Source organism: Oceanobacillus sp. FSL H7-0719 (assembly GCF_045040795.1).
Lineage (GTDB): Bacteria > Bacillota > Bacilli > Bacillales > Amphibacillaceae > Oceanobacillus.
This window is the reverse complement of the sequence record NZ_CP150301.1, coordinates 839,947-864,317: the sequence shown is the minus strand read 5'-3', so window position 1 is coordinate 864,317 and position 24,371 is coordinate 839,947. Positions and strand designations below refer to the sequence as shown.

Sequence of the window (24,371 nt, the reverse complement as noted above, 5' to 3'; positions counted from 1 at the left end):
AACTGATGGGTTTATAAATTCCTTAAGTATAATTAATCACCTCATAAAAATTTACTAATATCAAACTCGTCACTATCGCCTTTCTGTGTTTGCGAATGTTCGTAAACTCCACTTAATCCATAATCGTAATCCTGATTCAGCTCTTGCTCTTTTGTAAGCTTCTCCTGATATTCTTTCTGCTTTGTAGCTTCATTCACTCCTGCAATTTTATTCTTTATAATTGCAAAAGTATACTTTAAGAAGTTAAAGCTATTGCCCTTAAAATCTCTATTGTTCCTAGCCCAATTAATACTGTCCTCATTCTCCAAATACGCCTGTTCAATTATGTAATATTCATATCCACTCTTACTTTTCTTCTGTCCAATATTCCCAAATAATTCATTCCCATTGCGCAAATCCTGTAAGTAACTAAAGAATTGATTCGGTATGACTTCAATACCATGTATCTTCTTAATTGCTTCAACTAAGCTGTCCAGCTCTTCTTTTTCTTTTTTCTTAAATTTCTGATCCCTCAAGTACTTTCCATAACAGTCATCTTTATGATATCTCTTGTTAACTTTCCCTACTTTTACAACTACCATTTGTTCATCAATATCTTTCTCTCTACAGTATTGACACACAAATCGTCTTGCCACCTCATCACCACCTTAATTTAACTATATATGTATTATAATTGTGTTTATATCATTTGTCAATAGATAAATGCAATTTAATTTTGTTTATTAATTCTTCCCGATCAATAAGTTTTACTTCATACGCAAACAGCAATTCATAATACCCCTCGCGTTCCTCAAAACCGTCTTCTACTCCGATTGTTGATAGCAGCGCATCATAAATGCCATGCTTAATATCTTCTAATTCCTCAACTTCATGCTTGTTGATTAGCTCTGTTGTTTCATCTACCTTATCCAATAAATCATTTATTAATGATTCGTTAATCATATGTTGTCCTCCGGTTGTTTTAAATTAGATTTCAATTTCTCTTAGCTGATCAATCACATCTTCAAGATAGTAACAGGTGTCCCAAATTTGTGTGGACTCGTATCCGTCTAGAAATATACAGTAAAAGTCATTCACACAGTCTACCTTTATTGCACGTTTTTGATAAATCCATGTAGTTTTCTCTGTCTTAGGATAGTTATTTTCAATCAAATAATTATGCAGCTCAACTAAGAATAATCTGTATAAGCCTATAAACTGATCTAGTCTCTTATATCCTATATAACCTTCAATTCCTACACAATAATATTTAAATCCATATCTTTCTTCTGACCATAGCACAAAATCTCCATTATGTAGCTCCAGAAGCTCTTTCATTACCACCACTCCATTTCATTAAAACATGGCTTTTAATTAAAAGTTCGTTACTAGATATTCCAATTTTATAATGTCGTTATAGTGTAATATCTTGTTTTCTCCACCTGAAACCATGTGCCCACTGTCGCGATGGATTACTGGCTCCATCCAATACATGTCATCAATTCTATCAGGGTCATAGACAACTTCTCTAACCTTATACTCTTCCCCATTCAACTTAAATACGTCATCTCTCTCAATTATTACATTACCTCTCCATGTATGTTGTGCTCCATCTTCACAACTGAATGTTAGAGTATTTTCACTCTTCATGATGTCTAATAGGGTGATCCATGTTTCTCTATTATCTTTAGGACTTAACCTATAATTAATATACATCTATTATTTACCCCCTTTTTTATTTAGTAATGATACTCTGTAATTAAGTCGTTATCCGTATTGACAATTCGATGCGGCGGAGCTACTGATGTACTAAATTTTGATGCTGCTTGCAATGCCAATCTAACTCTCTCCTCTGGTGAGAAACCTAATCCTTCTGTGGTTTTTAGTGAACCGAGAGCAAATTCCTCGCCACTCCCACATGCATCGTAGCTATCTATAGATTCCCCAACTTGAAAATCACTCTCAATTTTATACAAGTTACCTTTATAGCCTAATAGAAATGAACCACCTGACTTCTCACCGCTATTATTTTTACTGTATCCTCCGTCTTCAAACAACTTGATAACATTAGGGACAAATTTAGTTACTAGGTATTCATGATCAATATTAGGTTCATCTCGTTTATCAATTAAGTTTGAAGCATACATTAACAATTGTCCCATTCTGAATGATGACGTATATCCTACAATTGCATTGTTTGTATCCTTTAATTTAAAGACCTTCGCATCTTTTCTTACCGTTTTAGAATATCCATTTGAACCTAATGAATCTCCGCCTATATATGTAACACCGTTTTCTACTAGTCCAACTATGCAAGTCAATGTATCACCTCTGTATATTATTATGTTCGTAGGATTCTAATGATTAGATTTTAGCCATTGTTCGATTTTATTCAAATCACTCACTTTGATTTTAGGCATAGCATTTCTTCTGCCTAGTCCCCATACAATCAACCCTTCATCCTTATTGTATTTAGCTCCCATAACACCACCTTCAATCCTAAAACCACTCTCATCAAAGTCTCGGATTCTTAATTTCCTTCCATGACCACTCGTCTCGCCAAAATTATTTTTCTCAAACATCTCAATAATTTCATTCTCCATTTTTTGCACCTCTTTCAATACAATTGCCGTTTTATTCAGTTATTTATACTGCTTGATATCTGTAATAACAATCTTTCCGTCCTTCTCTTTATAACCCTGTATAAACGTTGTCGAATCGCCGTTTCCGAAGTCATATCCGTAAATATACTCAGAATCCTTTGGCTTCACCTTAACTTCAGTCTTTTTCACTAAATCACTCATTTCTGGATAAAACCCCTCTTTTATTCAGTAAATAAACACATGCTCTAGCCAATTATAATCATCATCTTGCATCTCTGTATTGTAATAGCTAGGACTAACCAGTTTTACTAATGACATTTCAAATAAGTCACTATAATCTTTAACAAACAGTAAATCCTTGGCAATATACATCTTCATATATCGATATCCTCTACAGTGTTCGCCTAGAATTTCTGCTTTATATCTAGCCTTATCAGTAACTATAGAGTCATTTGAACCTTTTATTATTTGCTCACCAGAACTTTCAACTAAAGAATTCATATGTTCAATCGCCTGATCCTTTGTTTTACCATATATCATTGTACTTACATGAATTGCGTTTAAACTAATTTTAATCAGCCCTTTCATTAAAGTCGCTGTTTTATTTAAGTTCTTTCCCTAAATATGCTTCCCAGTATTTCCTGTTATGAGGTTCGGAGACAGCGACAAAGAAAGTATACATTTTCAAAAAATCACTTTTGTTGGTTGTCGCCAATCCTCCGCTAAAATCTTCCAACGTATCTCTATATTCGTTATACAAATCATCGAATTCTTTGTTTTTCTTCTCGCTATTAAGCCTCTCAACAATTTCACCTAGTTTGGTATTCTTATTAATTTTCATTATCCAACACTCCTTATCTGAATATAATCAGAGTTTTATTTAGTTAGTTACTTCTATTTCAATTATTTCTGCATGACTACTCTCTGCCATATACTCATCACTTTCTTGCCAGCAAAAATATAAAACTGTATCACCCTCATAGTTCGTAGTAGGATATGGCTCATAACCGTCATCTATTAGTTGTTGCGAAGCGTTCCTATATGTCAAATGTGCACTAGTAATATAAGTTTGATAGTCCTCATACATTTCGCCATTATCCCTCTCAACAAGATATACTTTCAATGTTTTGCTCCTTTCTCATTAAAATTCTTCTTTTATATAAAACTTATTTGCCTACAAAGTTGAGAATTTCTACAATCACTCTTACCATTCCATAATATATTAATCCTGCGATAAAGAATGCCATTACAGTTGTCACCATATCATTAAATGTTTCAATACTACTTTCCATTGTAACTGTGTCAACAATAAGTATAATCATTGATAAGATTAATGAAAATATGTGGCGATATGTTTTATTTAGACCACCTTCACTTACAAATTTCATTCGTACCATCCTTTCTAAGTAAAATGGGGATTTTATCTTAAATTCAATCAATATGTAGTATGTCATACTATTGTAATCTACCATATGTAGTATGATTCTTGATTCTTTCATTAGCTAAGTCATAATACTCTTCCTCTAATTCAAAACCTATGTAATTTCTATTCGTATTAATCGCAGCAATAGCAGTTGTTCCACTGCCTATAAACGGGTCTAGCACCACATCGTTTTCATTGCTAAACGCTTTAATAAAAAATTCAGGCAACTCAACAGGAAAGACAGCAGGATGTTTAGATTGCAATGCAAACTGATTGGATTTTTGTGGAATGTGTATATGATTCGATGGCAAGGCTAGTTTTTTATTCTGCATTGTTTCATTTCTCCTCATGCCAGCAAAGCCACTGCCGTTTTCACTTTCACCGCTTGCTTTTCTATTTGCTCTTGCGATACTTTCCTCTTTCATTGGCTCAGCGACTTCGTATGGGTTAAAAGTCACCTTATCACCAACTTTAAAATGAAACACTGGTTCAAAAGCATTTTTAAATCTTCCAACAAAACGGCCAGGTACTCCATTTTTAGTCCACGAAAACTCATCAACGAATTTGAAACCCACCTTATTTCTTAGTTTGATTACTAATTCGTACACGTAGAGTAATCTTTCACCTTTTTCGCAATGTGGCTTGAGATTAAGGAAAAATGACCCAGTAGGCTTTAAAATTCTTTTAATCTCCTTTGCTATCTCAACAAACCATTCGTTATAAACAGTGTGATGACAGCCTTCATATGAGTTTTTTCTTCTATCTGCATACGGAGGGCTAGTAAAAACTACATCAATACTTTCGTCAGGAAGTTTTTTTAATCCTTTAAGGCAGTCCTCATTGTAAATTTTATTCAACTCAATCAATCTATCTCTCCTAAATTATAATAATATTTATTTATTTAAATAAAACGAAAATTTTATATGATTACACCTTTTACTATTGGTTTAGATAAATCCACATCGTATAAATCTGCATCAGCTACATCCAAACGTCCATCGCTTAATTCATTTCTCATATGTGACGCATCTTCCCAGTTTTGATAATAAATCTTTGCAACCTCTGGACGATAGACGCTTTCGAATCTAGTGATGGTTGCCCAGTCGGTATGTTCATAGATCTCTAAGTCACCATGCTCTCTTTCAATGTCTTGTAATTTTTTAATCATTTCACTTACTTTCATTAAATCACTCCTCATAAAACCGTAATTTTATTTAGAGTTTTTAATTGACTCTATCTCTTGCTTTGTACGCTCTAGTTGCTCTTCTAATCTTTGCAACTGTTCTTTCTTAAGTCTTTCGTTGTGTTCAGTTAAATCTTCTTTCCACTTCTCTTCTAGTTTCCAAACATCTCTTTCTAAGCCATCAAATGAGGCGTATGCAACTTGATTAACTCTTGTTATATTGAAGCTTGGTGCAGTCCAATCGCATCCAGCTCCACAACACCCTTTCCCATCTACGTAACCCTCATCATCCGAAGAACATTCACAATATCCCCACATTCGATCATCGTGTTGTAACTCTATTTCATAGTGAAAGTTGGGTTGAGATAACCAATCACCTTTCTTTTTATAGAGAAAGATTTGAATTGTGCCATCGGTGTAATACTCTTCTTCATCATATGTATATTGGATATCAATCTCTGGATAACTATCTATCTCTTCAATCATGTCTTTAAGTTTATCTTTATGTTGCCAAAGAGTTTCATAATAAGGGATCAGTGTTGCCAGATGTTCTTTTTCTCTATTAAGCATTAAGTTTTGTAGGTGCTTAAAAAATTCTGCCATTACTATATCTCCTTTTCTCTATAAAATCTGTGGTTTATTCAAAATCTGCAATTTCTTCATAATCATTATTAAGCCAATTTATTATTTTCCGATATCTTTCTTCTGAAAATCCACCAGATCGTTCTCTATACCAATATTCAAAATCAAACGTGTACTTACTACTATTACATGTCTTGCATGACGGAACACAGTTATCCAACCTATTCGAGCCTTCATGATCTACATGCTCTTTATGTAATTGTTGACCATATATGTCTTGATGTTCTTTCTCGGATAAACCACAGTAAGCGCATGAGTAATCAAAGTACTGCTTGCATAACTCCCATTCTTTATCAGATATCTCATGCTTTTTATGAGAGTAGTCGTATCTGTGTTTGTTTTTCTTTAGCCACTCATACCATCCACCGTTATCTCTACGTCTCTGCTGCCTTCTTCTGTTAGACTCAAGACCCTTTTCACTTTGAAACCATTTCTTGGAACTTTTTTCATATGCATCTGGATTCTCATAACGCCATTTCGAGGCATTCTTCTTAGTACATTCTTTGCAGTCAGGTCGATAATATATGTATCCAGTACCATCACTTTTCTTTTTGTCTTGAGAATAAAAATCAGACAAGTCTTTTTCTTTACCACACTTGTTACACATCTTTTTCTCCAACTAAATCCCCTTTCCAATTTCTAATTAAAAGTTATATTTTATCGTAGTCTTCTCCATACTCTTCTTTGAATTTAGCTCTCAGTCGCACAAGCTCATCGCTTTTTCTATCAACAGACCTTTTTAGCTCATCAATTTCAGATTTGTGGAATAGCTTTCGCGCTTCTTTCATTCTAATTTCTCTCTCTTCTTCTGATTCATCGTTAATGTAAATAGCCCTATTACAATTTGGACAGTGTATATAGTGGTATAATTTCGATTCAATATCTAACTCATAATTATCCTTATGTCTACAGAAGAAAATCTTAATTCTTTGCAGAATCATTTTTCGGTTTTCGTAATCAAATAACCTGTAATATCTCTCTGCTTCTTTGTGGCTATCAAATTTGAACAGTAAATCAAATTTTCGATGTCTAGGACTGAGTGTTACATAGTTTTCACCTAGAGATTTACCCGAAAAATACCTCATGCTCTCACCATCTTTCTAATTAAAAGATATGATTTAATCACTCTCATATTTTCGTCCTATCGTACTCTGTAAATTCTAAATCTATTCCTTGACGCAACTTGGTTTCAATAATTCCCAAATACCTCTTGTGTCCTTCGTAGATGCGAGAGACTCCATCGTCTAAGTGTTTAATGACACAGTAAGGAGATTCAGTCGTTTCTCCACATATACAGCATTTTGATTCCCACATTCTTAATCTTGACACCTCGATTCTGGTGGATCTTTCCTTCCGCGTAATTCATATAAAACTTTTATTTTATGTAGTCTTTAACCCTTTAAAAATATGCGCAATCACATCGGCAGTCCATCCGTCTCCGACCATCCCCATGCGACTATCGTCTGATTTAATGACTGATGTATAATTGTCCGGCAATGTCTGCAACCTTTCTATTTCAATCGGATGAGGTCTTCTGAACTCCCTTCCTCCTAAGTAGATGTTACACTTACTCTTCGTTCGTGATTTTGGTATTGTACACATCTTTCCGTCTCTGTAGTAAGCTCTGTTTGCTTGAGAATACCAACCTTTTCCACTTGTATCATAACTCATGCAATTCTTCCCTAGCCTTATAGTATCCACATGTTCATCTTTTACAACTTTAACATCATGCTCGTGAGGAAACTCAATATCTTTAATGGTTAAATTGTTCTCCCTTGGAAGTTCAGGGACTTCAATATTCGTCCAATACAACCTCACTCTACGTTGCGCAGAGAATAGCTCGCTGTTGATTTCGATAGGCTCACATCCAATTGCTTCATTCATTAATTCAACCGTTTCTTTATTAGGTTTTACATTTTCTAACATAAACTTGATGTCAGGATTTCTTTTTCTGAGCCAACCCAATATGTCTACATAGTTAAAAAATAGCTTACTACGTGGGTCACTCAAGTTTAATCTTCCATTCTTGGAGCGTGACAACCCTTGGCAGGGTGATCCTCCGATTAATAAGTCTATTTTCGGGAGGTTGTTAATGAAATATTCATCGATATTAGTTACGTCTCCTATATGTACTGTATTTGGATGATTGTGCTTAGTTACAGTGATTGAATCTTCATTTATTTCACTTGCATAGTAACTATCATACTTAATTCCAACTCTTTTTAAAGCTACTTGTCCTACACTAATTCCATCAAACAATGATAAAACGTTCAATTAATCCACTCCTGTATTATAATTCTATTTAATCACTTCATCTAAATGGTAAATAAACTTAATCAACTCTCTTGATAACTCTTCGCTATCCAAAGCCATTTCTGCATCTACAATTATTTCATCTACTTCGTACCCTTCTGTTGCGAAGTAGTCATTCATAATTTTAGCCAATTTGGTCATTGTGATGTGCCTCTCCCTTCAAGAAATCTTGCAGCCACTCATCCATATCTGAATAATTCATACCTACACAACGTTGAACGATGTGATTTGTTATGGTGGTAGAAGGCTGCCTGATCATATATTCTTCAATAATTTCATCTAGGGTTAGCATCATCCAATTTTCTCTTCTAAATATTTAAATAGACTAACCATTTCTTCTGTAGCCTCTTTCTTATCTAAATCCATAGTCATTCTGACTTGCTCACTCAAAGACAACCCTTCAGTTTTATAAAATTCGTTTACCAAATTCTCTAATTTACTCATCAATAATTCCTCCTTGTAATTTAATTTCGTTTATACGCTGTTCTAAAATATCTTTCGCAACATTCATCGTTCATTAAAATATCCCTATGCCTTTACTTTGGAAATTTCGCTATAATGCTGTTGTATTTAATTGGCTCCCTTAAAATCTCCGCTTCGCCTACTTTTATTAGCTGACGATTTTAGCTAATTCTCCTCAGTTACATATTCAGATATAGCCAAAATATCTAGCACATCTTCAATACTTGAATCACTAAAATCGATGTCTTCACTCCAAAATATGTCATTAGCGAACACTCTTAGTTCATCTAGAGTCATACCCTCAACTATAATTTCATCCGTCTGCATATCAATTAAATCATACCTTTTACTCATATGGCTCACTCCTCACTTATTTTAGCAATATGAGCACACAACTCCTCGGGAATCTTTGAACGGTCAACCGTCCCTTTAATACCTTGCGTTCCAGTCCTACTTCCTCGTGGCGCAGCTACATGACAAGGTGCTCCATTTTTACATATAGGTTTGAATTTAGGATCTGGATGATTTGTCATGATGTCTGTGGGTTTCATTCTTGTGTCTCCATACTGGCAATATGTGACCGTATAGCGCGGCAATCCTTGCATGAACCACATTTTTCTCATGCCGCCTCTAGGATTTTCGATAAAATAATATGTAGGGTTTAATTCATTAATTAGCTCAATTAAGTGTGAATTCGTTTTGTCACTAAACTTAGCATAATCGCTAATCGGTCTAAGATTTCCATCTTCATCTTTTCTTCTATGATGCGAGATACCTGCTACACTATACGTTGTACAGTCTGGACTAGCCCATATCACATCGGGCTTGCCAAATCGTTCTATAATATCTTGAGCTGTTATCTTCGAAATGTCAGCATACCAATCGATATTTTCATGCTGCTCATCCCACTCTATGCTAAAAACCTCATGACCCCTCTTTTCAAATTCTTTACCAATACTTCTTGTTCCAGCAAATAATTCCAGCACTTTTAATTTTCTAGCCATCTATATAACCTTCCCTCTATTTTATCTAAATCAACTTCCTCTTCATTTTCTCTAACGCTATGGTTAATATTTCTGATTCTGTCTTGTGAAGTTCACCGTGTTCATCAAATGCATGTACCGTAGCTAAACTGCCAATGTCTTGAGTTATCTGAATCGATATTCCAGCATCTTTAAATTCATTTAAATAGAACTCGATCATTTGCTATCCTCCATTAACTCCAATAAATACTTCGCATCTATTATTTCTTGTATTATCTTCATATCTATATTGAGAAAGTCCCGCGTTGAGACGATTTTATTATCCCAACGCACTTCCCCGTATTCTCTTAAATAAAGCAACACTAATTTATTATCTGTATTAGCATGTTTGCCGTATTTCTCAATAACCCTTTCTACGTTTTTAATTATTTGATTCATAGTCAATCAATTCATTTCCTAACATTCCATATCCAATAATGTCAGAATACGGTTTCTCGCTCATAAGATCGCCTTTAGGATTACTAAAAATTCGATTCTGTTTATCCATCACTCTAACCTGTAGTGCGATATGGTCAATTAGTATATCTGGAATAGTATAGGTTCCATCTCTATTGTCATAGTCCTCCATAAACACCCTTAGGAGCTTGCTAGTTTTTGTGATTGAGTCACCGTATGCCGCCTGTTTTTCATCAACCAATTTTCCAAACTCTTTCCCAATCTGTTCAAATCTTCCCAATTTACATCACTCCTTTACTATATATCCTCTAGATTTTTGCCTGCCGAATCGGATAGCCTTGCTTAGATCATTCACATATACGTCTATTTTTCCTGAAGTTATTAAACTCCCTCTATCAAAACATGTATAAGTGTGGTCTAATATTTCAATATAAATCTTTGTCCCAAATGGAATATCTGGCGAACATGCGATAGTCAATCCTTCTTGTACATATTCTCCGCTAGCTGTTATTCCGTATCCAGCTTCGCCTTTTCTCTTCTGGGTACTCTCGTAACCTGAGGTATATTGAGTAATCTCAAACGTTTGCCAATTTCTCTTCTCCTCAACCTTAGCTAACTGGACTAATTTCTTTTCTTCAGCCTTCCTCTTAGCTGCTAATCTGCGCTTTTCTTCCTTTACCTTTTCAGACTTCGCTAATCCTTCTTTTCTAATCTTGTCTGCGATCAATTTATCTAACTTGTCTCTGACAGCATAGTAATTTTCCACTGACGGATAATTACTTTTAAATATCTCATTTTTATTCATTTCAACTAACTCATTTAGCAAAGGGGAAGATAGCTTTTCTTCACCATCTCCCCTTGCAATTGCGAAACAAACTAACGCAACCATTATTAGAGAAATGCTATAAAACGACTCTTTTAATGTATGTTTCTTTAGCTTGCTTCCGATAAATTACACCTCAAATTTTATTTATTGGATTGCCTTAGCGATCTCTAGAGCTTTAGTTAAAGCCTCTACATCGGTTGACTCTTTGTAGTTATTTGGATTACCAAACAGTTCTGTGAAAGGTTTACCGATTTGACTAGCTTTCTTGGCTTTCCTTAGACGCATTACTTCTGAATCGACTTCTGCAGCTAGTTCATTGAACGACTTTGCAGCTTCTTCCTCTTTGGCAATCTCTTTAATCTTCTGATCACGCTTTTCTTCTTGTTGTTTGTCAAGTTTTGCTACATCAGTTTTAGTTTTCTTCAGTTGACCCTTTACTGCATTCTCAAATACTTCCATGAAGTTTTCGGCACTGTAGTCAACCTTCTCAGGAAGGTCGGTGTAACGACCTCCAGCAATCGAGACGTATTCTGATGGACGGAAATACATAACCGTCTTTGTTTCATGGAAATTAGAAGCAATTTTGCGACCCTTTTTATCAGTAACATTATCATCCAACTCATTTCCTTCTCTATCTAAGATGTTTACTTCATTATGTAAACAGCAAATTAAACTAGCCTGAGATTCAAACACTTTCTTTCCTGTATTGCTCATCATCAATTCAATTGAATTATATTTCTTACCATCATAAAGAGTAGTCTCTTTTTCTTTTGTCCAAGCCAATGTCATAATTCCGTAACCAGCGTCACGCAAAGCATCTACTTGACGTTTCAATTCTTCATAAATTAACACCCAACCATTTACATCTGTACTTTCTGATATCTCCTGCGGAGAGGCAAATGTTTTGCCGTATTTTTTACCTTGCTGATGTAGTACAAATGCTGTTGCGGCATCGATAGCCCTATCTGCTGTATCAATACCTAATAGTTTAACAATACGCTCCTCTTTTGCTTCATCTACCAGACCTTTAACAACTACATTTCTAAAATAGTCCCACACTTCCCAAAGTTCACCAGTCTTATTCGGCTTTTCTTCAATTGTGTAGCCTTCGTGAACAGGGATAAAATTATCAAGTTCCCAAGTCTCGTACCCAGCTTCAAAAGCAAGCAACATAGCCTCTTCTGGGTCTTTATAGTGTAGTTCTGTAACTTCTTTCCATAAGCGTGTCTTACCAGTTTTATAGGTTCCGACTACCAGACTCATAATTGAATGTAATGCAACTTGAGGTACGTTTTTCTTTACTCGTTTTCTGAATGACATTAATTAATCAATCTCCTTTTATTCTGATTTATTTTATTGCTATGTAAATTAATTCCGTTTATTAATTAAGCGAAGGGGTCGTCTTCGAAAGGATTTTCGTCTACATTTGTATTGCTATCCACATTGCTGAACGGATTATCCTTCTGGTCTACACTAGTATCGTTAACAGAAACAGCTTGCTCTAACGGCTTAACTTCTTCTTCGGTTAACATTTCAGAAACATAAGAACCATCTACGATTGACAGAATTTCAATTCCTTTACGCGTTCCTGATACTGCTCTCTTAGTTTCTACAACTTTTTCTGCCCCATCAACTTGTGCAAATGGATCAAAACTTGAATCGTCTTCGTTGGTGACCTCTACGTCTGCATAGGTCACTGTATTGAAGTCCTTGCCGATAACTTCTACGAAATCAAACTTGCTCAACTGTAAGAATGCATCGGATAGAGACACTTTTCCTGCTGGTGGCTCAACGTATGGGACTAGCAATTCAGGATAAGACGGCTTACTTCTTTCTTTCCCGTATGTAAGCACATATCCATTAATCTTAACGTCCTTTTCTCCCTCTTCTTGGAAGACCGTATTGATTCCTAATTGAATCGAGCTATGGTTTACTTCTTCAAAGTCCTCAGATTCAAAATCCGTTACATAGTTTTCTACGACAGTTTTACGGTTACGTTTAATTTCTTGACCCTCTTCTACTGGAAATGCTGAGCTGATCATACGTTTTACAAGTTTGATTTCTTGACCCTCTCTGTTAGTGAAACTATCAAACTCATACTCACCTCTAACTTCAATGAACGCACCTTCTTCTAACAACTCTGAAATCTTTTCAAGTCTGTCCCAGTCTGTATCAATGAAATGATATCCTTCATTGGGCAACTTGTCTTTATCAAATCGGTCATCCCAATTTACTGAGACAGTTTCGCCTTCTTCTCTATTGTAAGCATAGGCTAATTTCTGTACATATGCTCTTCCTTCTATTTTCAACTCATTGTTCTTAGCTGTCTCTAATACAAATTGAACTCTTCGTTGCGGCTTACCTGTTCTTGTAGGTGTTTCATCAAAGAATGGCTGAGGTACTTGCATACCATTTTCATATCTTCTAAACGGCTTTACTTTACCTACAAAATGAAATGAAGACTTAAACTCTTTACCACCATGCTTTTTATTAATCTTTACTGCCATAAATTAATCAATCTCCTCTTATTCTAATTTTAAATTTCTTACCTCTGTAAATTAATTATGTTTATATGCTATTATATAAAAACCACCACCTTTAATGTTTTCTATCAATCTAATTTTCTCATCGTTACCGATAGGTCGTTAGAAATAACGCTACACAATTCCTTTATTACACTCTGCAACTCGGTAACCTGCGACTGAACATCGTTGATATATAGAAATACATCTTCTTGCTTAACTAAATCGTATTTGCTGTGCGGAAGACTCACCCTTCTCTCTCCACTGTCGTCAAATACAGATACTCCATTTTCATGTGATTCTACAACCATGTACAAAGCCTTCTGCATTCCCTTAGTCTTCTGCTTGGGCTTAATCCATTCGGTACGCTTAGCTTTTAAAGTGTCTTTACTTACGTTATCGAAGGTTGGATTTGTTCTATGATGCAATTTATACTCATCTCTATGGAGTCCATATTTCTGACCGTATTCATCCTCTACGGAAACAGATCCTTCTCCTAAATATTCTAGCAAATACGGCTCGTCCACTCTTGTAACTGTCATTGGTTTGTTAATAATTCCAAATTTCTCCTTAGTTACAAGAACTGTATCTCCGATTTTAACCACTGTGCTGCCTCCTTTAATTTGACTGTATATGTATTATAATTATGTTTATATATAAAGTCAATAGTTTTTATTAATAATTTTATTTATTTTAAATTTTACCGTCCCACTCTTCAAATTCTTTAATTCCCTTGATATGCTTGGCATCTTCTGAGTAAGCATTACTTACACGTTTTTCGTAATCTGATATCTCTGCTTTAGCCATCTCTACATAATTAAAGTCCCATTCAACTTCATTATAAGATGGATAAAAATTAAATTCTTCATCTCTATTCACGGATACTAATTTAGTTTTCTCTTTTCCAAGTAGGGTTTTCCCCTTTACTTCTTTATATAGTAACACTTCAACGTGATCCTGAAGTATAATGCACTCCTTGATTCTTACTTTGTATCTACTGCCATTCTTAGATATTACAGGAAACTTATCCACTACTTCACCCCTCTCGTTAAAACATCAATTTTAATCTAAATTAGATTGTGAAATTAAAATTAAAACCTTATTATATCAACGATTTCTGGCTATTGATTTTCACAAACTTTTCACTCATGCTTCCCTAACTTCAATTTTTCTACTATGCTTATTCAAAATCCTTACCTTAACGTGTTTAATTACTTTTATAAAATCCATTTATCTCTAACCTTAACAATATTTTATTTATTGCTGCAAATTCTTTGCTATTAAGCAGTCTTTTTCTTGACTTTATATCTCTTTCCAACAATCTTTCTAGCTCCTCACAAGCCTTTTGTATATTCACTCTACCTCTTCCTTCCTCATCAAGCGACTAGTTTTAATTAATATTATTTAACTCACCTTCGATCTTGTTCAATACCTGAATAAGTTCTTGTTGAAGTTGCCTTGAAATTTTATCAATTGAAGCCATCTGATGCGCGTCCAAGTATGCAAAAATGCCAACTCTATCTCCGACTACTCTTATACTTAAGCTTCCCTCAAGTCCATCTACAGTCTCATAACTATTGGCGCTTGTATACTCTTGGTACTGTTCTTTCTTTACGCTGATTGCTTCCACACTTATTTTCATTTAATAATAGCCCTCCCCATGTCCCTCTTTAAAATTTAAGATTTATAGAGTCTTACTGTGCAATACTAGAGGATTTTTCGATCTACCAATCAGCGCAGTAGCTTCAACACTCTCAATCTTAATGTTTGAATGACCGTAGCGATTCTTATTAACCTCAAATAAACCATTAGCTAATTTAGTTAAAACAACATCTGCCGACTCCCAATACATTCTCACTTGACTTTTCATTTTACATTCTCCTTTTTAATTTAACTTATTTTCTTTAAAAGCAATATTTTAATTAATTCCTAAAAATTCACATAGCTCTTTCTTGAATTCATTGCCAGACCAATCATTTTCACCGAAATGCCCATTAACTAGTCGATTTTCCAACTCTTTTAACATTACCTCTTCTTCATCCCATTGACCTTCCAGTCCATAACAAGAGCAGTGTCCTCCATTAACTTCATAAAGCTTTCCTTCTCTCTCAAACAAAACCCAAGCATCTCCGCTATAATTACCCTCACCATAAGATGCAAAAAGAACATTAACATCTTTATATTCTTCTATTGCCTCATTCATTTCTGTTTTATCTCTTATCCAAGACTCTTCGTTATATGGCGGGGTATCAGCAACATACTCATCATAATCCATATAAATATCCTCAAAACTGCAAATAACATCAACTTTGTGTTTCCAGTTATGTAGATAAACTGGTTTTTGTTTTATAACTTCCTCTAAAGTTTTCATTTACTCATCCTCCTTTACAATCTTAAATATTTTACCTTCTTGATCTACAATTTCATATCCTTGTTCATAAATTACGTTGTAATCTGTTATTAATACTTTCTTATACTCCTCAGCTCCTTGACTAATGAAGAAGCATAGAAATATACCTAGAACTAACGCAACTATAGATACTCCTATTAAGTTCTTTATATTCTTCACTCTATCCATATCGTATTTCATTATGTCACTAATAAATCCGATTACGATAGCCAGGAGAAGCAATGTGACTATTCCAAGTACAACTATTCCAAAGATATAATCTGCCACTTCAGCACCTTCGTATAATATTTCCATTTATATTTCACCCCTTCGCTAAACTAATCTGTATATACTACAAAAGTAAACTCTCCATCTTCTTTTAGGTTTCCTCTTCCACCAAAGCATAGATTGCCACTATCGCATATTAAACCTATATCTCTCACACTCTCTATAATATCCGACCCATCAATTACTTTACCTCTATATGTCTTTTGCGCGTAGCTGTTAGTAACACTTTCTATATATAGATAAACACCTTTATCTTTCAAGTACTTGTATCTGCTGTAGAAATCTTCCTGTTTTAAATGTGAGCTATACGCCCATCCTTCTATGCTCAAAATGGAACATCCTTTCCAAGATTATCAAATGTACTTTTCGCATACTGCTCCCATTCTTTTACCGGAACTTCTCTGACCACCTCGCATCGTTTGAATCTCCAGTCTGTACCCGAACTAATCAAACCGTCTCCATCAACTGTTACTTCAATTAATACCTTGTCTTCTCTGTCGGAGAATGATGAGTGTCTAATATTTTTCAATTCATTGAAGTACAGTCCGTTGTAATTGTCTGCCTTGGCTACTTCGCCAATTCTATATTCAAAATTTCCATCATAAAAGCTGAAGTATTTATCATCAACTTTACGTACAAACTTGTAAAATTTCTTGTCTTTGAAATACTCATTTCCATCAATAACCTCAGATTCTTCTGGAATATCTTGATAGTACGAGTCTAAAGACTCTCCATCATAACTAATTTTAAACTTATTATCTCCAACACTTAGGAACTTCGGTTTTACATTACATGCTGATTCAATCAATTCATCTGCGCTATTAAAACTTACCGTCTTAGGCATCTTGAAATAGTCTTCATTTAAATTTAAATCTTGCAGCTTATCAACTGCCGAGCTAAGACTAAACTCCTCATCTTTATCAATTTCCTCAACGATGTTGTCCCAAGCTTCTCCATACATGCCTCCAAGATGCTCCTCTAATTCTTCGTATGAATTAATTTCTAAATCCATACATGTCATAGCGATCCTCATTAATTCGGGCTTTGAAATAGTATAATCTCTATCTTGGTATTTCTTAACCCTAATCAGACTAATTAAAGGGAAGTCAGTAAGTCTGTTGAATTTTAAAATCCTCTGAGAATTGTGTTTCAAGAAGTCTTTATGCAGCACAAATTCCTCAGTTTTAAAATCAAATGCTCCCATTACATGTGTAAAGTCAAATGTGTCAAAGATGTCTTCTGCTGTTTCAAAATACTTAAAATGGATCGCTTGAATCTTGATGTCGGTGTCATTCTTTTTATTTTTATCAGCAAACATTGTAGCTTTCTTGGTATGTGAGATAATATAATTTCCATAGAAGTTTTCAAGAAACGATACTAAATCATCCTCATTTCTAAAATAAACATCAACGTCATTAATCTCATTTCCTGTAAATAAGCTAGTGACTAGTCCGCCTGCAATAAAAACGTTAAATTTCCTAAAGTCATTCACTAAACTCTTTCCTAAATAATCATACAACTTGTTCTTTTCAAAGCGCGTATCCACCTTTGACTCCTTAACTTGGTCTTGTAATGCCTTTAATTCTTCATTAATTTTTGTGAAATCCATTTATACATTCTCCTTTTGTAATTTAATTTTGTTTATATATTATTTTAAAATTTCATTTCTCATTCGCAATATAAGCTCTTTGTTGTATTCTTTCATACTTATAACATCTTCAATCTTCTCTGCTAACACTCTATACTCTTCAAATGTTAGGTTACTCCAATCGCGCACCATCCACTCATATAACTCGGCTTCTTCCATAATCTCTTCAAGATGCTCTAGTTGGCTGCTATGAATTTTTACCATTCCATACCCCCTTAAATTGCTTAAAACAGTTATTTTAATTCAATACTAATTCTTCCTCAACATCACTAATATTAATATCCCAATCACCAGAGTAACCCTTTTTTTGATCCTTTTGAATAGTGTTCAGGCATTTTCTTGCATGTGGCAATATAGACTCTATCTTATTGAATTGCAAATTATTATTAACCATTCTTAATGTATATAATTCCTGCTTCACGACTCTTCTCTTTTTAAGTAACTCTTGCAAATCTTTGGCTATATAGTAACCTTCTGCTGCATTGAAATTCCCTCTTGATTCTAAGTTATGATAAAACTTATTAATCTCTTTATCTAATCGAGACTGCATCTTTTCTAATTTCTTCTTTTCTGCCACATATTCACTCGTCAATTCTTCTAATTTATTATATAACTCTCTTGCCTTATTCATATCGTCCATCTCCTTTATTTTTGGTATACTTGTATTATAATTCTGTTTATATGTAAAGTCAAGAGAAATTATAAAGTTTTTTAGATTTATTTTTTCTTACTCTATAATATGTAATAACTACGTATTCTCCAGTGTTACGATCAACCTTGTAAACTACTTTTACACCTTTATACGTCTTACCAAAGCGTCTGTTTCCACAGAAACTAATTATTCCTCGCTGTATTGCCATAACAACCTGATGTACACTAATATCAGTTCTGTCACAATCAATGCGTTTACCATGCAGATTATCCTTTGAATGATAAGTTAACACAAGCTTGTCTCTTATTTCCTTATATGATTCCATAGAATTTCACCCTTTCTATAATATATTTTGATTCTTATTATTGAATCGAAGTTATAACTTCTCTAACTTTATTTGGATACTTTTTACTAATCTTGCGCTTTACAATTTTTAACAGTGAATCCATCTCTTCCTCTAAGATGTCATCAACAATTAAACTTCCTGAATTCTTTAAAATAGTCCCCGTATCTTCAATCCCGAAGTCTTCATTAATAACCCCATTATCCACTAGTTTGTAAATCATCTTTTCCACTCTTGCATTTGTTAAATATGTATCAATGAAGTTGTCTAATTCGTTTGCGTTACTTGGTAGTTTTTGCTTTTTGACATCCTTCTTTTCGGCAAAACTATCAGATACAATCTTAGTAAAAATCTGATTTCCGTGCTTGTCCACATAACTATAGTTCTTAACAACTATCCCCTCACCATCTTCTCCAATTGCTGATTTGCCCACAAATGAATTGACATGATCTAAGGATTGGAATTCTCCTTTGTAAAACACTGGAGCAAGTTTAAGATTGAGTCGCTCGCTTTCCATTTCAACTAAATCGAAGCTATTGTATTTGTCATATAATGTGCTATATATATCAAAAAGATAAAATTGATGATAAGCATCTTTCGGATAGTTGATGGTATGTTTCACCAACCATTCTCCGAAATAGATAGCATTAGGTAATAGTTCATCTGCATTGATGTTTTTCAATACCCATTCACGAAATCCTCTCAGTCCATCATTTTCATTTAGCTCTTTGTTTCTACTGAAGCATTTTAATTCACCTTCGATTAACCCAAAGCTGGCGTTCGCACCATCTAATTTTTCCATAACAATAACCTCTGGGTTTCCCTCAATGGTTAAATGTGTGCCATTTTTGCCATGTCTGATGATCTTTGAATACTTCTTCATTTGATTTCCTCCCTATTGTATATTAATTCCGTTTATATTTCAAGTTAAAATTTCACTTTTAAAGAATGATTTATTCGGTTCTGTCTGCCAGAGCTGCATCTATAACTTTGATTGAATCATTAATAAGCTCTCCTCTTAAATTCATGTTTCCGGTTACGTGAGCGCACTCTATTTCTTCATAAATCCCTTTTAAAAGATGTTCAATTAGCTGTTTATCTTCCATCTTCATTCCTCCTCAAAATAAACTCTTTCGCCACCTTCCAAAACTTGAACCCTCGCCATTCGTTTGCTAACTCACCTAATTCCACCTGCAACGCTAATATCTTTTTATCTAGCAAATCCTGTCCTACTAATCCTTTTTCTAAAAGGATACGTGCATCTAATTCTCGTTGTTTATCAAATAATTTATTTAGATTCATTGGTTAGTCTCCTTTTTGTAATCCCACTCAACGTTAAGAGAGGATTCGATACCGTCCATTCTCTCCTTTACATCGTCTACAAGTTTTCTAAGTCATAGTAATTCTCATCTGAAATATCGAACTCTGCAAAGTCATCCCAAGCATGACCAAAATTTGTTTTGTCAATAAAAATTTCTTTGGAGCCACCTCTTGTCTCAACTTCAATAACTGATCGTTCATGAGTTAGTATCTTTACTTTTACATTTAATTTACTCATTAGCTAGTCTCCTTTAAGGTAATCCGATTTTAACAACAATCACTTTTTCCCAGTCTATTTCTCGGTACTTTTTTTCAATGTTTTCTTCGATATATTCATCTGACCAAGCTGGATTCATAGCTTCGAGATGGTCAAATAACCTATCTTTTATATTGTCTTCATCTGCAGATTTAAAATAGATTCTTTCAGGATTTAATATCCTGTTATCATCGTTCCAGTCCGGAATGTGTATATAATCAATTTCTGCACTTCCCCAAGAACCCATCCAGTTGGAGAAGTCATCTCCTGCACACACCTCATTATCGACCATAGGTACTATATCTAACTCCGGATTTTCTTGCTTTAGTTTTATTAATGTTTCAATGTTTTTCATTAATTTCCCTCCTCATTTCTCCACCAACACCAATTCCCTGCGGTGTGTCCATTTCTTATTTTCTTTCTTCACAAGCTCCTTATTTTCTCCTGGAGCATATACTGTAATGACCTGCAGCGTTTCGTGCGTGCTGTTTTTATAGTTTCGGTCTGTTAGCCAGCGTGGAGTCATGGGTTAGTCCTCCTGATAATCTTCTTTGTAGGTGTCACAGTTTTTGCAGATTCTAAGACTATATGGTTTATCCCCTCTGTCAGGAGCTCCAAAGAAATAACGATATTTCTCTTTGTTTAGAATAGGTTTCCCGCAATCGTCACAATCGTACGTTTTTCTAGCTGAATGCACTTTAGATTTAATTATCATTCCAACACTCTCCCATTCTCTTAAATAAGCCTGTTTCATCACACTTTGATTAAATACGCACAATTAGTCTAACTAATCTATAAAGCTTCTCTGTGGCTTTATATGGCTTCAATTTCATCATCTTCTATCTTGATAGCTAACATAGAATTATCCAATCCATCGCGTTTTTCTAATCGCCTTTTGTAAGAATCGGATGCAAGTTGATGAACTCTGTATGGTGGAATTTCAAGAAACTCGCCACATTGTTTAGCAGTTCCTAGAACTAGGAACTCGTCTCCCTTGTAAACTGCGTATTCATTTACCTTTCGTTTACCGCCTTTAATGTTCAGCCGAACTTTCATCCCCCTAACACTCGATACCGATTTGCCAAGGTGCTTCGCTAGTTCTTCATTATCGTAATCGGTGTGTTTATCGATTAGAAATTGCTTTTGTGCATCTGACCATGTGTTGACTTTCATGGCTCATCACCCGTTAAGGCTTGACGCGCTATTTTTCCACCATCTTCATTTACTTTCGATTCATCGTGTACAGGTATGCTGTCTTCTCGTGTATATAAAAATGGATCAATGTGATTTTCTTCATTTGCATAAAACTCCAGTGCTTGTTTGTAGCGTTGGTTCTGTTCGATGTATCCAATATTCCTTTCAGAAGCTCTATTAATTATCCTGTACAACCTCTCGTTTTCTTCTTCCAATTTTGTATTCTTTTCCGCCCAAGAGTCAGCGGACTTTTCCCATCTTCTTATATCCTTTTCCAATTCCCCCACGCGATTGATAAGATAGCCTAGCGCTTCCGTTCGCTTTTTCGCGTACTCATAGTCCTCTTTTGTCTTTTGGCGGGAAACAATTTTGCTTAAATCCCCTAGCCAGTCTTTGGCTGTTTGTAATTGGTCATTCATTTGTTTTCACGTCCAATCTCTTATCTGCAAAGCAAGCAACTCTCCAATCGCTATCTTCGACTATATTGTTGTAAAACTCCCAATCTCCATTAGTAAAAAGGACGGTCATTACTTCTTTATCAATCACTTTGGCAATTGTCACCGTGCAGTTCTCTCGCCTGTCGTTCAGAATGTCGTTTTTCTTCAATTCCCAAGGTTCACGACCGTGCTCAGCAAAGAATCTCCGCTCTTTTTCTTCTGCTATTTCTGATGGTGTTGAATGTCTCGGACTATCGAAAAAGTTTTTCTCATCGTCATCCACCCAAGCTAATTCTCCGTCATAACCTCTATGATCTATCCGTGCTATCTTTCCCGTCTTTATATCTGTAACCCAATCATTTTCTTTAAACTCCGGTTCTGCTTCATAGCCGATGTATAGCGCCTTTAAAAGCTCTTCATCTAAGAACCCGCGCATCCCTTCTTCTGGCGTGCCATCAACCCATTGGGCATCTCTTTTGATTTCTCCTAACGCTATAGACTCCCTTGACCAACCTCGAACTTTTAGTAAATATTCAATCGCATCAGCTTTTTTCTGTGTAATCTTAACCTTTTCCATCCCAATCACTCCTATTTGACCAAATGTAATTTTGGCACTTTTTTAAATTCCAAAGCATCTTGTCCATCCAAAAACTCCGTAATATAAAACCTCGTTTTAACTTCTACCGAATAATCGCTGCGCCATTCTGGGGTTCCGACGTAAGTGATCCAAATGTTGCATTTCCCTTTTTTAGGCAGCTCCACTTGGTAGTTATGATATAATTTCGGAAACTCCCACCCATACTTAATTACGCTGTATCCTTTATACTCAATGCCATCAACAGAAAAGGACATCTAACCCCTCCATATCAATAAGTTATTGTCTTTTCCACTTCTCTTAAATATTCTTCAAGAATCAGTCTGTAGCGTTTGAATCTTTCTTTATTAGGTGTTTTTCCTTCGAACTGCCAGTAATTTTTACCTTGTTCGGTGAACTGTTTCATCTTATTAGCGCACTCTATTTCTTCATAAATCCCTTTTAAAAGATGTTCAATTAGCTGTTTATCTTCCATCTTCATTCCTCCTCAAAATAAACTCTTTCGCCATCTTCCAAAATATCCTCATTGATCAATAAGTTTATTAATTCCTGCTTTGTTAATTGTCCGCTTATCCCCGTGTAGCCAGCACCTTGTTTTTCCATGGCTGTGATATATACGTTTTCTTTATTTCCTTCAATTTGAATCATGCTTTACCCCTCCACACTTATAATTTAATTTTGCTTGTATTATATTTTAGAAGTATATTCTCCTTGTTCAGTATGAAAATACAGTTGTAAATCAAGATATTTATTTGCCATTTGACCACATATTCTTTCATGTTCTTCTGACCATCCGTTTTTTACTTCATTCATTAAGCTATTCCATGTAGATTTATAATTCATCTTTTTAACATCTTCATAACTATTCGGAGTCAACTCGGTCAGCCAATATTTAAGCTCGTCTAAATCTTTATTGTCCCCAACTCTCTCTATACTTTGCAGTAATATCTGCTTTAGATTTCTCTCTCTTCTGGTTAATCCAATCATATCTGACGAATAAGGGATAATATCTTCATTAAATCCAAATGATTCAGGACTTTCCCCCTCGATCATTCTGAATACGTACGATTCTTGCCTAGGTATTAATCTACTTTTTTCTATTGGAAATTCATATCCTTTTGTGTCAAATGCTAAAACCCCTCGACCATCTGTTATAACCGCTGCATAGTCAATCTTTAATACTTTCTGCCCCTTTCTATATTGAGACTTATTATATATTCGTTCCAACAATGCTTCTGGCAAATGCATTAAGCTATTTTCTACATGACTGAATAGTGACTCAGTAACATAAATTAGCGGTGTTGTGTCTAATAATTTAATATCATCATCTTTTCTCCACTCGTGGTAATGACAAACATTGCAACCATCTTCTTCATTCGCAAACCAATTTACCCATATATCATATAAATATATCATAACTCTTCCACCCCTCCGTATCTTAATATAACCTTATTGTAAATTAATTTTGTTTATATGTCAAGCATAAATTTGCCCGCGATAATTCAGTTCGGCTGTTATATGATTATTTTCGGATAAAAGATTCATTTTATCCATTCATCCAAGAGCTTTTATTATTCATTTCTGCAACTTTATCTCTTATTTTTGTCAATTCATCAATTAACATATCTAAGTCTTTCTCTCCAAATGTGTTTGCTAATCTGTCTATTTCGCTTAATTTAAATGCAAAATAACTATCTTTCGACCAATTACCAATTATTTGACCTTTCAATGTATTGCCTTTAACCTTTACTTCATTTGTAAACATATTTTCACCTCATAAATTATTTTATTAAATCTCTACAACCCATCGGTTGACCTTGTGAATCAAGCTTTAGACTTGCACCGCCACCGTTATGC

54 protein-coding genes and 1 pseudogene are annotated in these 24,371 nt (G+C 34.7%); all 55 read right to left on the bottom strand.

Going from position 1 to position 24,371, the window contains the following annotated elements:
• Positions 1-41 precede the first annotated feature (41 nt).
• A complete protein-coding gene (locus NST93_RS04745) occupies positions 42-635 on the bottom strand; it encodes a hypothetical protein (protein WP_405101709.1) in 594 nt (197 codons plus the stop codon).
• Positions 636-684: 49 nt separating this feature from the next.
• Positions 685-942 (bottom strand): hypothetical protein, encoded by a 258-nt coding sequence (locus tag NST93_RS04740; RefSeq protein WP_405101707.1) that lies wholly within the window; start codon positions 940-942, stop codon positions 685-687.
• 24 nt (positions 943-966) lie between these two features.
• Positions 967-1,317 (bottom strand): hypothetical protein, encoded by a 351-nt coding sequence (locus NST93_RS04735; RefSeq protein WP_405101705.1) that lies wholly within the window; start codon positions 1,315-1,317, stop codon positions 967-969.
• A 36-nt stretch (positions 1,318-1,353) separates the two neighbouring features.
• Positions 1,354-1,695, bottom strand: coding sequence for a hypothetical protein (locus tag NST93_RS04730; RefSeq protein WP_405101703.1), 342 nt, complete (start codon positions 1,693-1,695; stop codon positions 1,354-1,356).
• Positions 1,696-1,718: 23 nt separating this feature from the next.
• A complete protein-coding gene (locus tag NST93_RS04725; protein ID WP_405101701.1) occupies positions 1,719-2,300 on the bottom strand; it encodes a hypothetical protein in 582 nt (193 codons plus the stop codon).
• Positions 2,301-2,336: 36 nt separating this feature from the next.
• Entirely contained in the window at positions 2,337-2,582 is a 246-nt protein-coding gene (locus tag NST93_RS04720) for a hypothetical protein (RefSeq protein WP_405101699.1), read from the bottom strand.
• Between the two features lie 39 nt (positions 2,583-2,621).
• The gene (locus NST93_RS04715; RefSeq protein WP_405101697.1) at positions 2,622-2,783 is read right to left on the bottom strand and encodes a hypothetical protein; all 162 of its coding nucleotides are present in this window, start codon (positions 2,781-2,783) and stop codon (positions 2,622-2,624) included.
• 24 nt (positions 2,784-2,807) lie between these two features.
• On the bottom strand, positions 2,808-3,170 hold the full coding sequence (locus NST93_RS04710) for a hypothetical protein (RefSeq protein ID WP_405101695.1): 363 nt from the start codon (positions 3,168-3,170) through the stop codon (positions 2,808-2,810).
• Between the two features lie 13 nt (positions 3,171-3,183).
• The gene (locus NST93_RS04705) at positions 3,184-3,423 is read right to left on the bottom strand and encodes a hypothetical protein (protein WP_405101693.1); all 240 of its coding nucleotides are present in this window, start codon (positions 3,421-3,423) and stop codon (positions 3,184-3,186) included.
• A 39-nt stretch (positions 3,424-3,462) separates the two neighbouring features.
• Positions 3,463-3,705: a hypothetical protein gene (locus NST93_RS04700; protein ID WP_405101692.1), complete on the bottom strand. Its 243-nt coding sequence runs from the start codon at positions 3,703-3,705 to the stop codon at positions 3,463-3,465.
• A gap of 43 nt (positions 3,706-3,748) precedes the next feature.
• The gene (locus NST93_RS04695) at positions 3,749-3,970 is read right to left on the bottom strand and encodes a hypothetical protein (RefSeq protein WP_405101690.1); all 222 of its coding nucleotides are present in this window, start codon (positions 3,968-3,970) and stop codon (positions 3,749-3,751) included.
• Positions 3,971-4,037: 67 nt separating this feature from the next.
• Positions 4,038-4,871 carry a DNA-methyltransferase gene (locus NST93_RS04690; protein WP_405101688.1) on the bottom strand — a complete coding sequence of 278 codons (834 nt, stop codon included), beginning with the start codon at positions 4,869-4,871 and terminating at the stop codon, positions 4,038-4,040.
• Positions 4,872-4,924: 53 nt separating this feature from the next.
• Entirely contained in the window at positions 4,925-5,188 is a 264-nt protein-coding gene (locus tag NST93_RS04685; RefSeq protein ID WP_405101686.1) for a hypothetical protein, read from the bottom strand.
• A gap of 27 nt (positions 5,189-5,215) precedes the next feature.
• Positions 5,216-5,791: a hypothetical protein gene (locus NST93_RS04680; RefSeq protein WP_405101684.1), complete on the bottom strand. Its 576-nt coding sequence runs from the start codon at positions 5,789-5,791 to the stop codon at positions 5,216-5,218.
• Between the two features lie 34 nt (positions 5,792-5,825).
• A complete protein-coding gene (locus NST93_RS04675; protein WP_405101682.1) occupies positions 5,826-6,449 on the bottom strand; it encodes an HNH endonuclease in 624 nt (207 codons plus the stop codon).
• Positions 6,450-6,480: 31 nt separating this feature from the next.
• Positions 6,481-6,915 (bottom strand): hypothetical protein, encoded by a 435-nt coding sequence (locus tag NST93_RS04670; RefSeq protein ID WP_405101680.1) that lies wholly within the window; start codon positions 6,913-6,915, stop codon positions 6,481-6,483.
• Between the two features lie 295 nt (positions 6,916-7,210).
• A complete protein-coding gene (locus NST93_RS04665; protein ID WP_405101678.1) occupies positions 7,211-8,104 on the bottom strand; it encodes a DNA cytosine methyltransferase in 894 nt (297 codons plus the stop codon).
• Positions 8,105-8,128: 24 nt separating this feature from the next.
• Entirely contained in the window at positions 8,129-8,284 is a 156-nt protein-coding gene (locus NST93_RS04660; protein WP_405101676.1) for a hypothetical protein, read from the bottom strand.
• The gene (locus NST93_RS04655; RefSeq protein WP_405101674.1) at positions 8,268-8,438 is read right to left on the bottom strand and encodes a hypothetical protein; all 171 of its coding nucleotides are present in this window, start codon (positions 8,436-8,438) and stop codon (positions 8,268-8,270) included. Before NST93_RS04655 ends, NST93_RS04660 begins: the two co-directional genes overlap by 17 nt.
• Positions 8,435-8,587 (bottom strand): hypothetical protein, encoded by a 153-nt coding sequence (locus NST93_RS04650; RefSeq protein WP_405101672.1) that lies wholly within the window; start codon positions 8,585-8,587, stop codon positions 8,435-8,437. Before NST93_RS04650 ends, NST93_RS04655 begins: the two co-directional genes overlap by 4 nt.
• A 183-nt stretch (positions 8,588-8,770) precedes the next feature.
• A complete protein-coding gene (locus NST93_RS04645) occupies positions 8,771-8,959 on the bottom strand; it encodes a hypothetical protein (protein ID WP_405101670.1) in 189 nt (62 codons plus the stop codon).
• Between the two features lie 5 nt (positions 8,960-8,964).
• Entirely contained in the window at positions 8,965-9,609 is a 645-nt protein-coding gene (locus NST93_RS04640; RefSeq protein WP_405101668.1) for a DNA cytosine methyltransferase, read from the bottom strand.
• A gap of 25 nt (positions 9,610-9,634) precedes the next feature.
• Entirely contained in the window at positions 9,635-9,808 is a 174-nt protein-coding gene (locus NST93_RS04635; protein ID WP_405101666.1) for a hypothetical protein, read from the bottom strand.
• Positions 9,805-10,032, bottom strand: a complete 228-nt coding sequence (locus tag NST93_RS04630; RefSeq protein ID WP_405101664.1) for a hypothetical protein — start codon at positions 10,030-10,032, stop codon at positions 9,805-9,807. Before NST93_RS04630 ends, NST93_RS04635 begins: the two co-directional genes overlap by 4 nt.
• Positions 10,010-10,324, bottom strand: coding sequence for a hypothetical protein (locus NST93_RS04625; RefSeq protein WP_405101662.1), 315 nt, complete (start codon positions 10,322-10,324; stop codon positions 10,010-10,012). The genes NST93_RS04630 and NST93_RS04625 overlap by 23 nt, the downstream gene beginning before the upstream one ends.
• A 6-nt stretch (positions 10,325-10,330) precedes the next feature.
• On the bottom strand, positions 10,331-10,933 hold the full coding sequence (locus NST93_RS04620; protein WP_405101660.1) for a 3D domain-containing protein: 603 nt from the start codon (positions 10,931-10,933) through the stop codon (positions 10,331-10,333).
• 81 nt (positions 10,934-11,014) lie between these two features.
• Positions 11,015-12,190, bottom strand: coding sequence for an AAA family ATPase (locus tag NST93_RS04615; protein ID WP_405101658.1), 1,176 nt, complete (start codon positions 12,188-12,190; stop codon positions 11,015-11,017).
• A gap of 65 nt (positions 12,191-12,255) precedes the next feature.
• A complete protein-coding gene (locus tag NST93_RS04610) occupies positions 12,256-13,377 on the bottom strand; it encodes a hypothetical protein (RefSeq protein WP_405101656.1) in 1,122 nt (373 codons plus the stop codon).
• 104 nt (positions 13,378-13,481) lie between these two features.
• On the bottom strand, positions 13,482-13,997 hold the full coding sequence (locus NST93_RS04605; protein WP_405101654.1) for a hypothetical protein: 516 nt from the start codon (positions 13,995-13,997) through the stop codon (positions 13,482-13,484).
• A gap of 88 nt (positions 13,998-14,085) precedes the next feature.
• The gene (locus NST93_RS04600; RefSeq protein WP_405101652.1) at positions 14,086-14,424 is read right to left on the bottom strand and encodes a hypothetical protein; all 339 of its coding nucleotides are present in this window, start codon (positions 14,422-14,424) and stop codon (positions 14,086-14,088) included.
• A gap of 175 nt (positions 14,425-14,599) precedes the next feature.
• A complete protein-coding gene (locus tag NST93_RS04595) occupies positions 14,600-14,749 on the bottom strand; it encodes a hypothetical protein (RefSeq protein WP_405101650.1) in 150 nt (49 codons plus the stop codon).
• A gap of 33 nt (positions 14,750-14,782) precedes the next feature.
• Entirely contained in the window at positions 14,783-15,034 is a 252-nt protein-coding gene (locus NST93_RS04590; protein ID WP_405101648.1) for a hypothetical protein, read from the bottom strand.
• Positions 15,035-15,076: 42 nt separating this feature from the next.
• On the bottom strand, positions 15,077-15,262 hold the full coding sequence (locus NST93_RS04585) for a hypothetical protein (protein WP_405101646.1): 186 nt from the start codon (positions 15,260-15,262) through the stop codon (positions 15,077-15,079).
• Positions 15,263-15,310: 48 nt separating this feature from the next.
• Positions 15,311-15,763 carry a hypothetical protein gene (locus NST93_RS04580; RefSeq protein ID WP_405101644.1) on the bottom strand — a complete coding sequence of 151 codons (453 nt, stop codon included), beginning with the start codon at positions 15,761-15,763 and terminating at the stop codon, positions 15,311-15,313.
• Positions 15,764-16,096 carry a hypothetical protein gene (locus tag NST93_RS04575; protein ID WP_405101642.1) on the bottom strand — a complete coding sequence of 111 codons (333 nt, stop codon included), beginning with the start codon at positions 16,094-16,096 and terminating at the stop codon, positions 15,764-15,766.
• A gap of 23 nt (positions 16,097-16,119) precedes the next feature.
• Positions 16,120-16,398, bottom strand: a complete 279-nt coding sequence (locus NST93_RS04570) for a hypothetical protein (RefSeq protein WP_405101640.1) — start codon at positions 16,396-16,398, stop codon at positions 16,120-16,122.
• Positions 16,395-17,678 (bottom strand): hypothetical protein, encoded by a 1,284-nt coding sequence (locus NST93_RS04565; protein ID WP_405101638.1) that lies wholly within the window; start codon positions 17,676-17,678, stop codon positions 16,395-16,397. Before NST93_RS04565 ends, NST93_RS04570 begins: the two co-directional genes overlap by 4 nt.
• A 39-nt stretch (positions 17,679-17,717) precedes the next feature.
• Entirely contained in the window at positions 17,718-17,921 is a 204-nt protein-coding gene (locus tag NST93_RS04560) for a hypothetical protein (RefSeq protein WP_405101636.1), read from the bottom strand.
• Positions 17,922-17,955: 34 nt separating this feature from the next.
• Complete coding sequence (locus tag NST93_RS04555; RefSeq protein ID WP_405101634.1) at positions 17,956-18,348, bottom strand: hypothetical protein; 393 nt, start codon at positions 18,346-18,348, stop codon at positions 17,956-17,958.
• A gap of 58 nt (positions 18,349-18,406) precedes the next feature.
• Positions 18,407-18,694, bottom strand: coding sequence for a hypothetical protein (locus NST93_RS04550; protein ID WP_405101632.1), 288 nt, complete (start codon positions 18,692-18,694; stop codon positions 18,407-18,409).
• Between the two features lie 37 nt (positions 18,695-18,731).
• A complete protein-coding gene (locus NST93_RS04545; protein WP_405101630.1) occupies positions 18,732-19,595 on the bottom strand; it encodes an RNA ligase family protein in 864 nt (287 codons plus the stop codon).
• Between the two features lie 70 nt (positions 19,596-19,665).
• The gene (locus NST93_RS04540) at positions 19,666-19,818 is read right to left on the bottom strand and encodes a hypothetical protein (RefSeq protein ID WP_405101628.1); all 153 of its coding nucleotides are present in this window, start codon (positions 19,816-19,818) and stop codon (positions 19,666-19,668) included.
• A gap of 22 nt (positions 19,819-19,840) precedes the next feature.
• Positions 19,841-20,014 (bottom strand): annotated as a pseudogene (locus NST93_RS04535) (dUTP diphosphatase); the annotation flags it as partial.
• Between the two features lie 76 nt (positions 20,015-20,090).
• A complete protein-coding gene (locus NST93_RS04530; protein ID WP_405101626.1) occupies positions 20,091-20,270 on the bottom strand; it encodes a hypothetical protein in 180 nt (59 codons plus the stop codon).
• A 13-nt stretch (positions 20,271-20,283) separates the two neighbouring features.
• The gene (locus NST93_RS04525; RefSeq protein WP_405101624.1) at positions 20,284-20,643 is read right to left on the bottom strand and encodes a hypothetical protein; all 360 of its coding nucleotides are present in this window, start codon (positions 20,641-20,643) and stop codon (positions 20,284-20,286) included.
• Positions 20,644-20,655: 12 nt separating this feature from the next.
• On the bottom strand, positions 20,656-20,814 hold the full coding sequence (locus tag NST93_RS04520; protein ID WP_405101622.1) for a hypothetical protein: 159 nt from the start codon (positions 20,812-20,814) through the stop codon (positions 20,656-20,658).
• Positions 20,815-20,817: 3 nt separating this feature from the next.
• Entirely contained in the window at positions 20,818-21,003 is a 186-nt protein-coding gene (locus tag NST93_RS04515; RefSeq protein WP_405101620.1) for a hypothetical protein, read from the bottom strand.
• Positions 21,004-21,101: 98 nt separating this feature from the next.
• Positions 21,102-21,461, bottom strand: coding sequence for a hypothetical protein (locus NST93_RS04510; RefSeq protein ID WP_405101618.1), 360 nt, complete (start codon positions 21,459-21,461; stop codon positions 21,102-21,104).
• Positions 21,458-21,901 carry a hypothetical protein gene (locus tag NST93_RS04505; protein ID WP_405101616.1) on the bottom strand — a complete coding sequence of 148 codons (444 nt, stop codon included), beginning with the start codon at positions 21,899-21,901 and terminating at the stop codon, positions 21,458-21,460. The genes NST93_RS04510 and NST93_RS04505 overlap by 4 nt, the downstream gene beginning before the upstream one ends.
• Complete coding sequence (locus tag NST93_RS04500; RefSeq protein ID WP_405101614.1) at positions 21,894-22,496, bottom strand: hypothetical protein; 603 nt, start codon at positions 22,494-22,496, stop codon at positions 21,894-21,896. Before NST93_RS04500 ends, NST93_RS04505 begins: the two co-directional genes overlap by 8 nt.
• A gap of 11 nt (positions 22,497-22,507) precedes the next feature.
• On the bottom strand, positions 22,508-22,771 hold the full coding sequence (locus tag NST93_RS04495) for a hypothetical protein (RefSeq protein WP_405101612.1): 264 nt from the start codon (positions 22,769-22,771) through the stop codon (positions 22,508-22,510).
• A gap of 14 nt (positions 22,772-22,785) precedes the next feature.
• Complete coding sequence (locus NST93_RS04490; RefSeq protein ID WP_405101610.1) at positions 22,786-22,989, bottom strand: hypothetical protein; 204 nt, start codon at positions 22,987-22,989, stop codon at positions 22,786-22,788.
• Between the two features lie 2 nt (positions 22,990-22,991).
• Positions 22,992-23,162 carry a hypothetical protein gene (locus tag NST93_RS04485; protein ID WP_405101608.1) on the bottom strand — a complete coding sequence of 57 codons (171 nt, stop codon included), beginning with the start codon at positions 23,160-23,162 and terminating at the stop codon, positions 22,992-22,994.
• A gap of 39 nt (positions 23,163-23,201) precedes the next feature.
• On the bottom strand, positions 23,202-23,930 hold the full coding sequence (locus NST93_RS04480) for a DUF3603 family protein (RefSeq protein ID WP_405101606.1): 729 nt from the start codon (positions 23,928-23,930) through the stop codon (positions 23,202-23,204).
• Positions 23,931-24,060: 130 nt separating this feature from the next.
• Positions 24,061-24,279, bottom strand: a complete 219-nt coding sequence (locus tag NST93_RS04475; protein ID WP_405101604.1) for a hypothetical protein — start codon at positions 24,277-24,279, stop codon at positions 24,061-24,063.
• Positions 24,280-24,371 lie beyond the last annotated feature (92 nt).

Coding starts and splice junctions, on each gene's coding strand:
- NST93_RS04680 (WP_405101684.1), bottom strand. CDS start 5,791: ATGGCAGAATTTTTTAAGCACCTACAAAACTTAATGCTTAATAGAGAA.
- NST93_RS04525 (WP_405101624.1), bottom strand. CDS start 20,643: ATGAAAAACATTGAAACATTAATAAAACTAAAGCAAGAAAATCCGGAG.
- NST93_RS04730 (WP_405101703.1), bottom strand. CDS start 1,695: ATGTATATTAATTATAGGTTAAGTCCTAAAGATAATAGAGAAACATGG.
- NST93_RS04550 (WP_405101632.1), bottom strand. CDS start 18,694: ATGGAATCATATAAGGAAATAAGAGACAAGCTTGTGTTAACTTATCAT.
- NST93_RS04480 (WP_405101606.1), bottom strand. CDS start 23,930: ATGATATATTTATATGATATATGGGTAAATTGGTTTGCGAATGAAGAA.
- NST93_RS04620 (WP_405101660.1), bottom strand. CDS start 10,933: ATGGTTGCGTTAGTTTGTTTCGCAATTGCAAGGGGAGATGGTGAAGAA.
- NST93_RS04645 (WP_405101670.1), bottom strand. CDS start 8,959: ATGAGTAAAAGGTATGATTTAATTGATATGCAGACGGATGAAATTATA.
- NST93_RS04635 (WP_405101666.1), bottom strand. CDS start 9,808: ATGATCGAGTTCTATTTAAATGAATTTAAAGATGCTGGAATATCGATT.
- NST93_RS04475 (WP_405101604.1), bottom strand. CDS start 24,279: ATGTTTACAAATGAAGTAAAGGTTAAAGGCAATACATTGAAAGGTCAA.
- NST93_RS04560 (WP_405101636.1), bottom strand. CDS start 17,921: ATGGTAAAAATTCATAGCAGCCAACTAGAGCATCTTGAAGAGATTATG.
- NST93_RS04545 (WP_405101630.1), bottom strand. CDS start 19,595: ATGAAGAAGTATTCAAAGATCATCAGACATGGCAAAAATGGCACACAT.
- NST93_RS04580 (WP_405101644.1), bottom strand. CDS start 15,763: ATGAAAACTTTAGAGGAAGTTATAAAACAAAAACCAGTTTATCTACAT.
- NST93_RS04530 (WP_405101626.1), bottom strand. CDS start 20,270: ATGAGTAAATTAAATGTAAAAGTAAAGATACTAACTCATGAACGATCA.
- NST93_RS04490 (WP_405101610.1), bottom strand. CDS start 22,989: ATGGAAGATAAACAGCTAATTGAACATCTTTTAAAAGGGATTTATGAA.
- NST93_RS04485 (WP_405101608.1), bottom strand. CDS start 23,162: ATGATTCAAATTGAAGGAAATAAAGAAAACGTATATATCACAGCCATG.
- NST93_RS04505 (WP_405101616.1), bottom strand. CDS start 21,901: ATGAATGACCAATTACAAACAGCCAAAGACTGGCTAGGGGATTTAAGC.
- NST93_RS04500 (WP_405101614.1), bottom strand. CDS start 22,496: ATGGAAAAGGTTAAGATTACACAGAAAAAAGCTGATGCGATTGAATAT.
- NST93_RS04695 (WP_405101690.1), bottom strand. CDS start 3,970: ATGAAATTTGTAAGTGAAGGTGGTCTAAATAAAACATATCGCCACATA.
- NST93_RS04575 (WP_405101642.1), bottom strand. CDS start 16,096: ATGGAAATATTATACGAAGGTGCTGAAGTGGCAGATTATATCTTTGGA.
- NST93_RS04735 (WP_405101705.1), bottom strand. CDS start 1,317: ATGAAAGAGCTTCTGGAGCTACATAATGGAGATTTTGTGCTATGGTCA.
- NST93_RS04715 (WP_405101697.1), bottom strand. CDS start 2,783: ATGAGTGATTTAGTGAAAAAGACTGAAGTTAAGGTGAAGCCAAAGGAT.
- NST93_RS04610 (WP_405101656.1), bottom strand. CDS start 13,377: ATGGCAGTAAAGATTAATAAAAAGCATGGTGGTAAAGAGTTTAAGTCT.
- NST93_RS04740 (WP_405101707.1), bottom strand. CDS start 942: ATGATTAACGAATCATTAATAAATGATTTATTGGATAAGGTAGATGAA.
- NST93_RS04660 (WP_405101676.1), bottom strand. CDS start 8,284: ATGACCAAATTGGCTAAAATTATGAATGACTACTTCGCAACAGAAGGG.
- NST93_RS04590 (WP_405101648.1), bottom strand. CDS start 15,034: ATGAAAATAAGTGTGGAAGCAATCAGCGTAAAGAAAGAACAGTACCAA.
- NST93_RS04650 (WP_405101672.1), bottom strand. CDS start 8,587: ATGAGTAAATTAGAGAATTTGGTAAACGAATTTTATAAAACTGAAGGG.
- NST93_RS04670 (WP_405101680.1), bottom strand. CDS start 6,915: ATGAGGTATTTTTCGGGTAAATCTCTAGGTGAAAACTATGTAACACTC.
- NST93_RS04710 (WP_405101695.1), bottom strand. CDS start 3,170: ATGAAAGGGCTGATTAAAATTAGTTTAAACGCAATTCATGTAAGTACA.
- NST93_RS04655 (WP_405101674.1), bottom strand. CDS start 8,438: ATGATGCTAACCCTAGATGAAATTATTGAAGAATATATGATCAGGCAG.
- NST93_RS04510 (WP_405101618.1), bottom strand. CDS start 21,461: ATGAAAGTCAACACATGGTCAGATGCACAAAAGCAATTTCTAATCGAT.
- NST93_RS04720 (WP_405101699.1), bottom strand. CDS start 2,582: ATGGAGAATGAAATTATTGAGATGTTTGAGAAAAATAATTTTGGCGAG.
- NST93_RS04565 (WP_405101638.1), bottom strand. CDS start 17,678: ATGGATTTCACAAAAATTAATGAAGAATTAAAGGCATTACAAGACCAA.
- NST93_RS04555 (WP_405101634.1), bottom strand. CDS start 18,348: ATGAATAAGGCAAGAGAGTTATATAATAAATTAGAAGAATTGACGAGT.
- NST93_RS04520 (WP_405101622.1), bottom strand. CDS start 20,814: ATGACTCCACGCTGGCTAACAGACCGAAACTATAAAAACAGCACGCAC.
- NST93_RS04540 (WP_405101628.1), bottom strand. CDS start 19,818: ATGGAAGATAAACAGCTAATTGAACATCTTTTAAAAGGGATTTATGAA.
- NST93_RS04640 (WP_405101668.1), bottom strand. CDS start 9,609: ATGGCTAGAAAATTAAAAGTGCTGGAATTATTTGCTGGAACAAGAAGT.
- NST93_RS04585 (WP_405101646.1), bottom strand. CDS start 15,262: ATGAAAAGTCAAGTGAGAATGTATTGGGAGTCGGCAGATGTTGTTTTA.
- NST93_RS04515 (WP_405101620.1), bottom strand. CDS start 21,003: ATGATAATTAAATCTAAAGTGCATTCAGCTAGAAAAACGTACGATTGT.
- NST93_RS04685 (WP_405101686.1), bottom strand. CDS start 5,188: ATGAAAGTAAGTGAAATGATTAAAAAATTACAAGACATTGAAAGAGAG.
- NST93_RS04615 (WP_405101658.1), bottom strand. CDS start 12,190: ATGTCATTCAGAAAACGAGTAAAGAAAAACGTACCTCAAGTTGCATTA.
- NST93_RS04705 (WP_405101693.1), bottom strand. CDS start 3,423: ATGAAAATTAATAAGAATACCAAACTAGGTGAAATTGTTGAGAGGCTT.
- NST93_RS04495 (WP_405101612.1), bottom strand. CDS start 22,771: ATGTCCTTTTCTGTTGATGGCATTGAGTATAAAGGATACAGCGTAATT.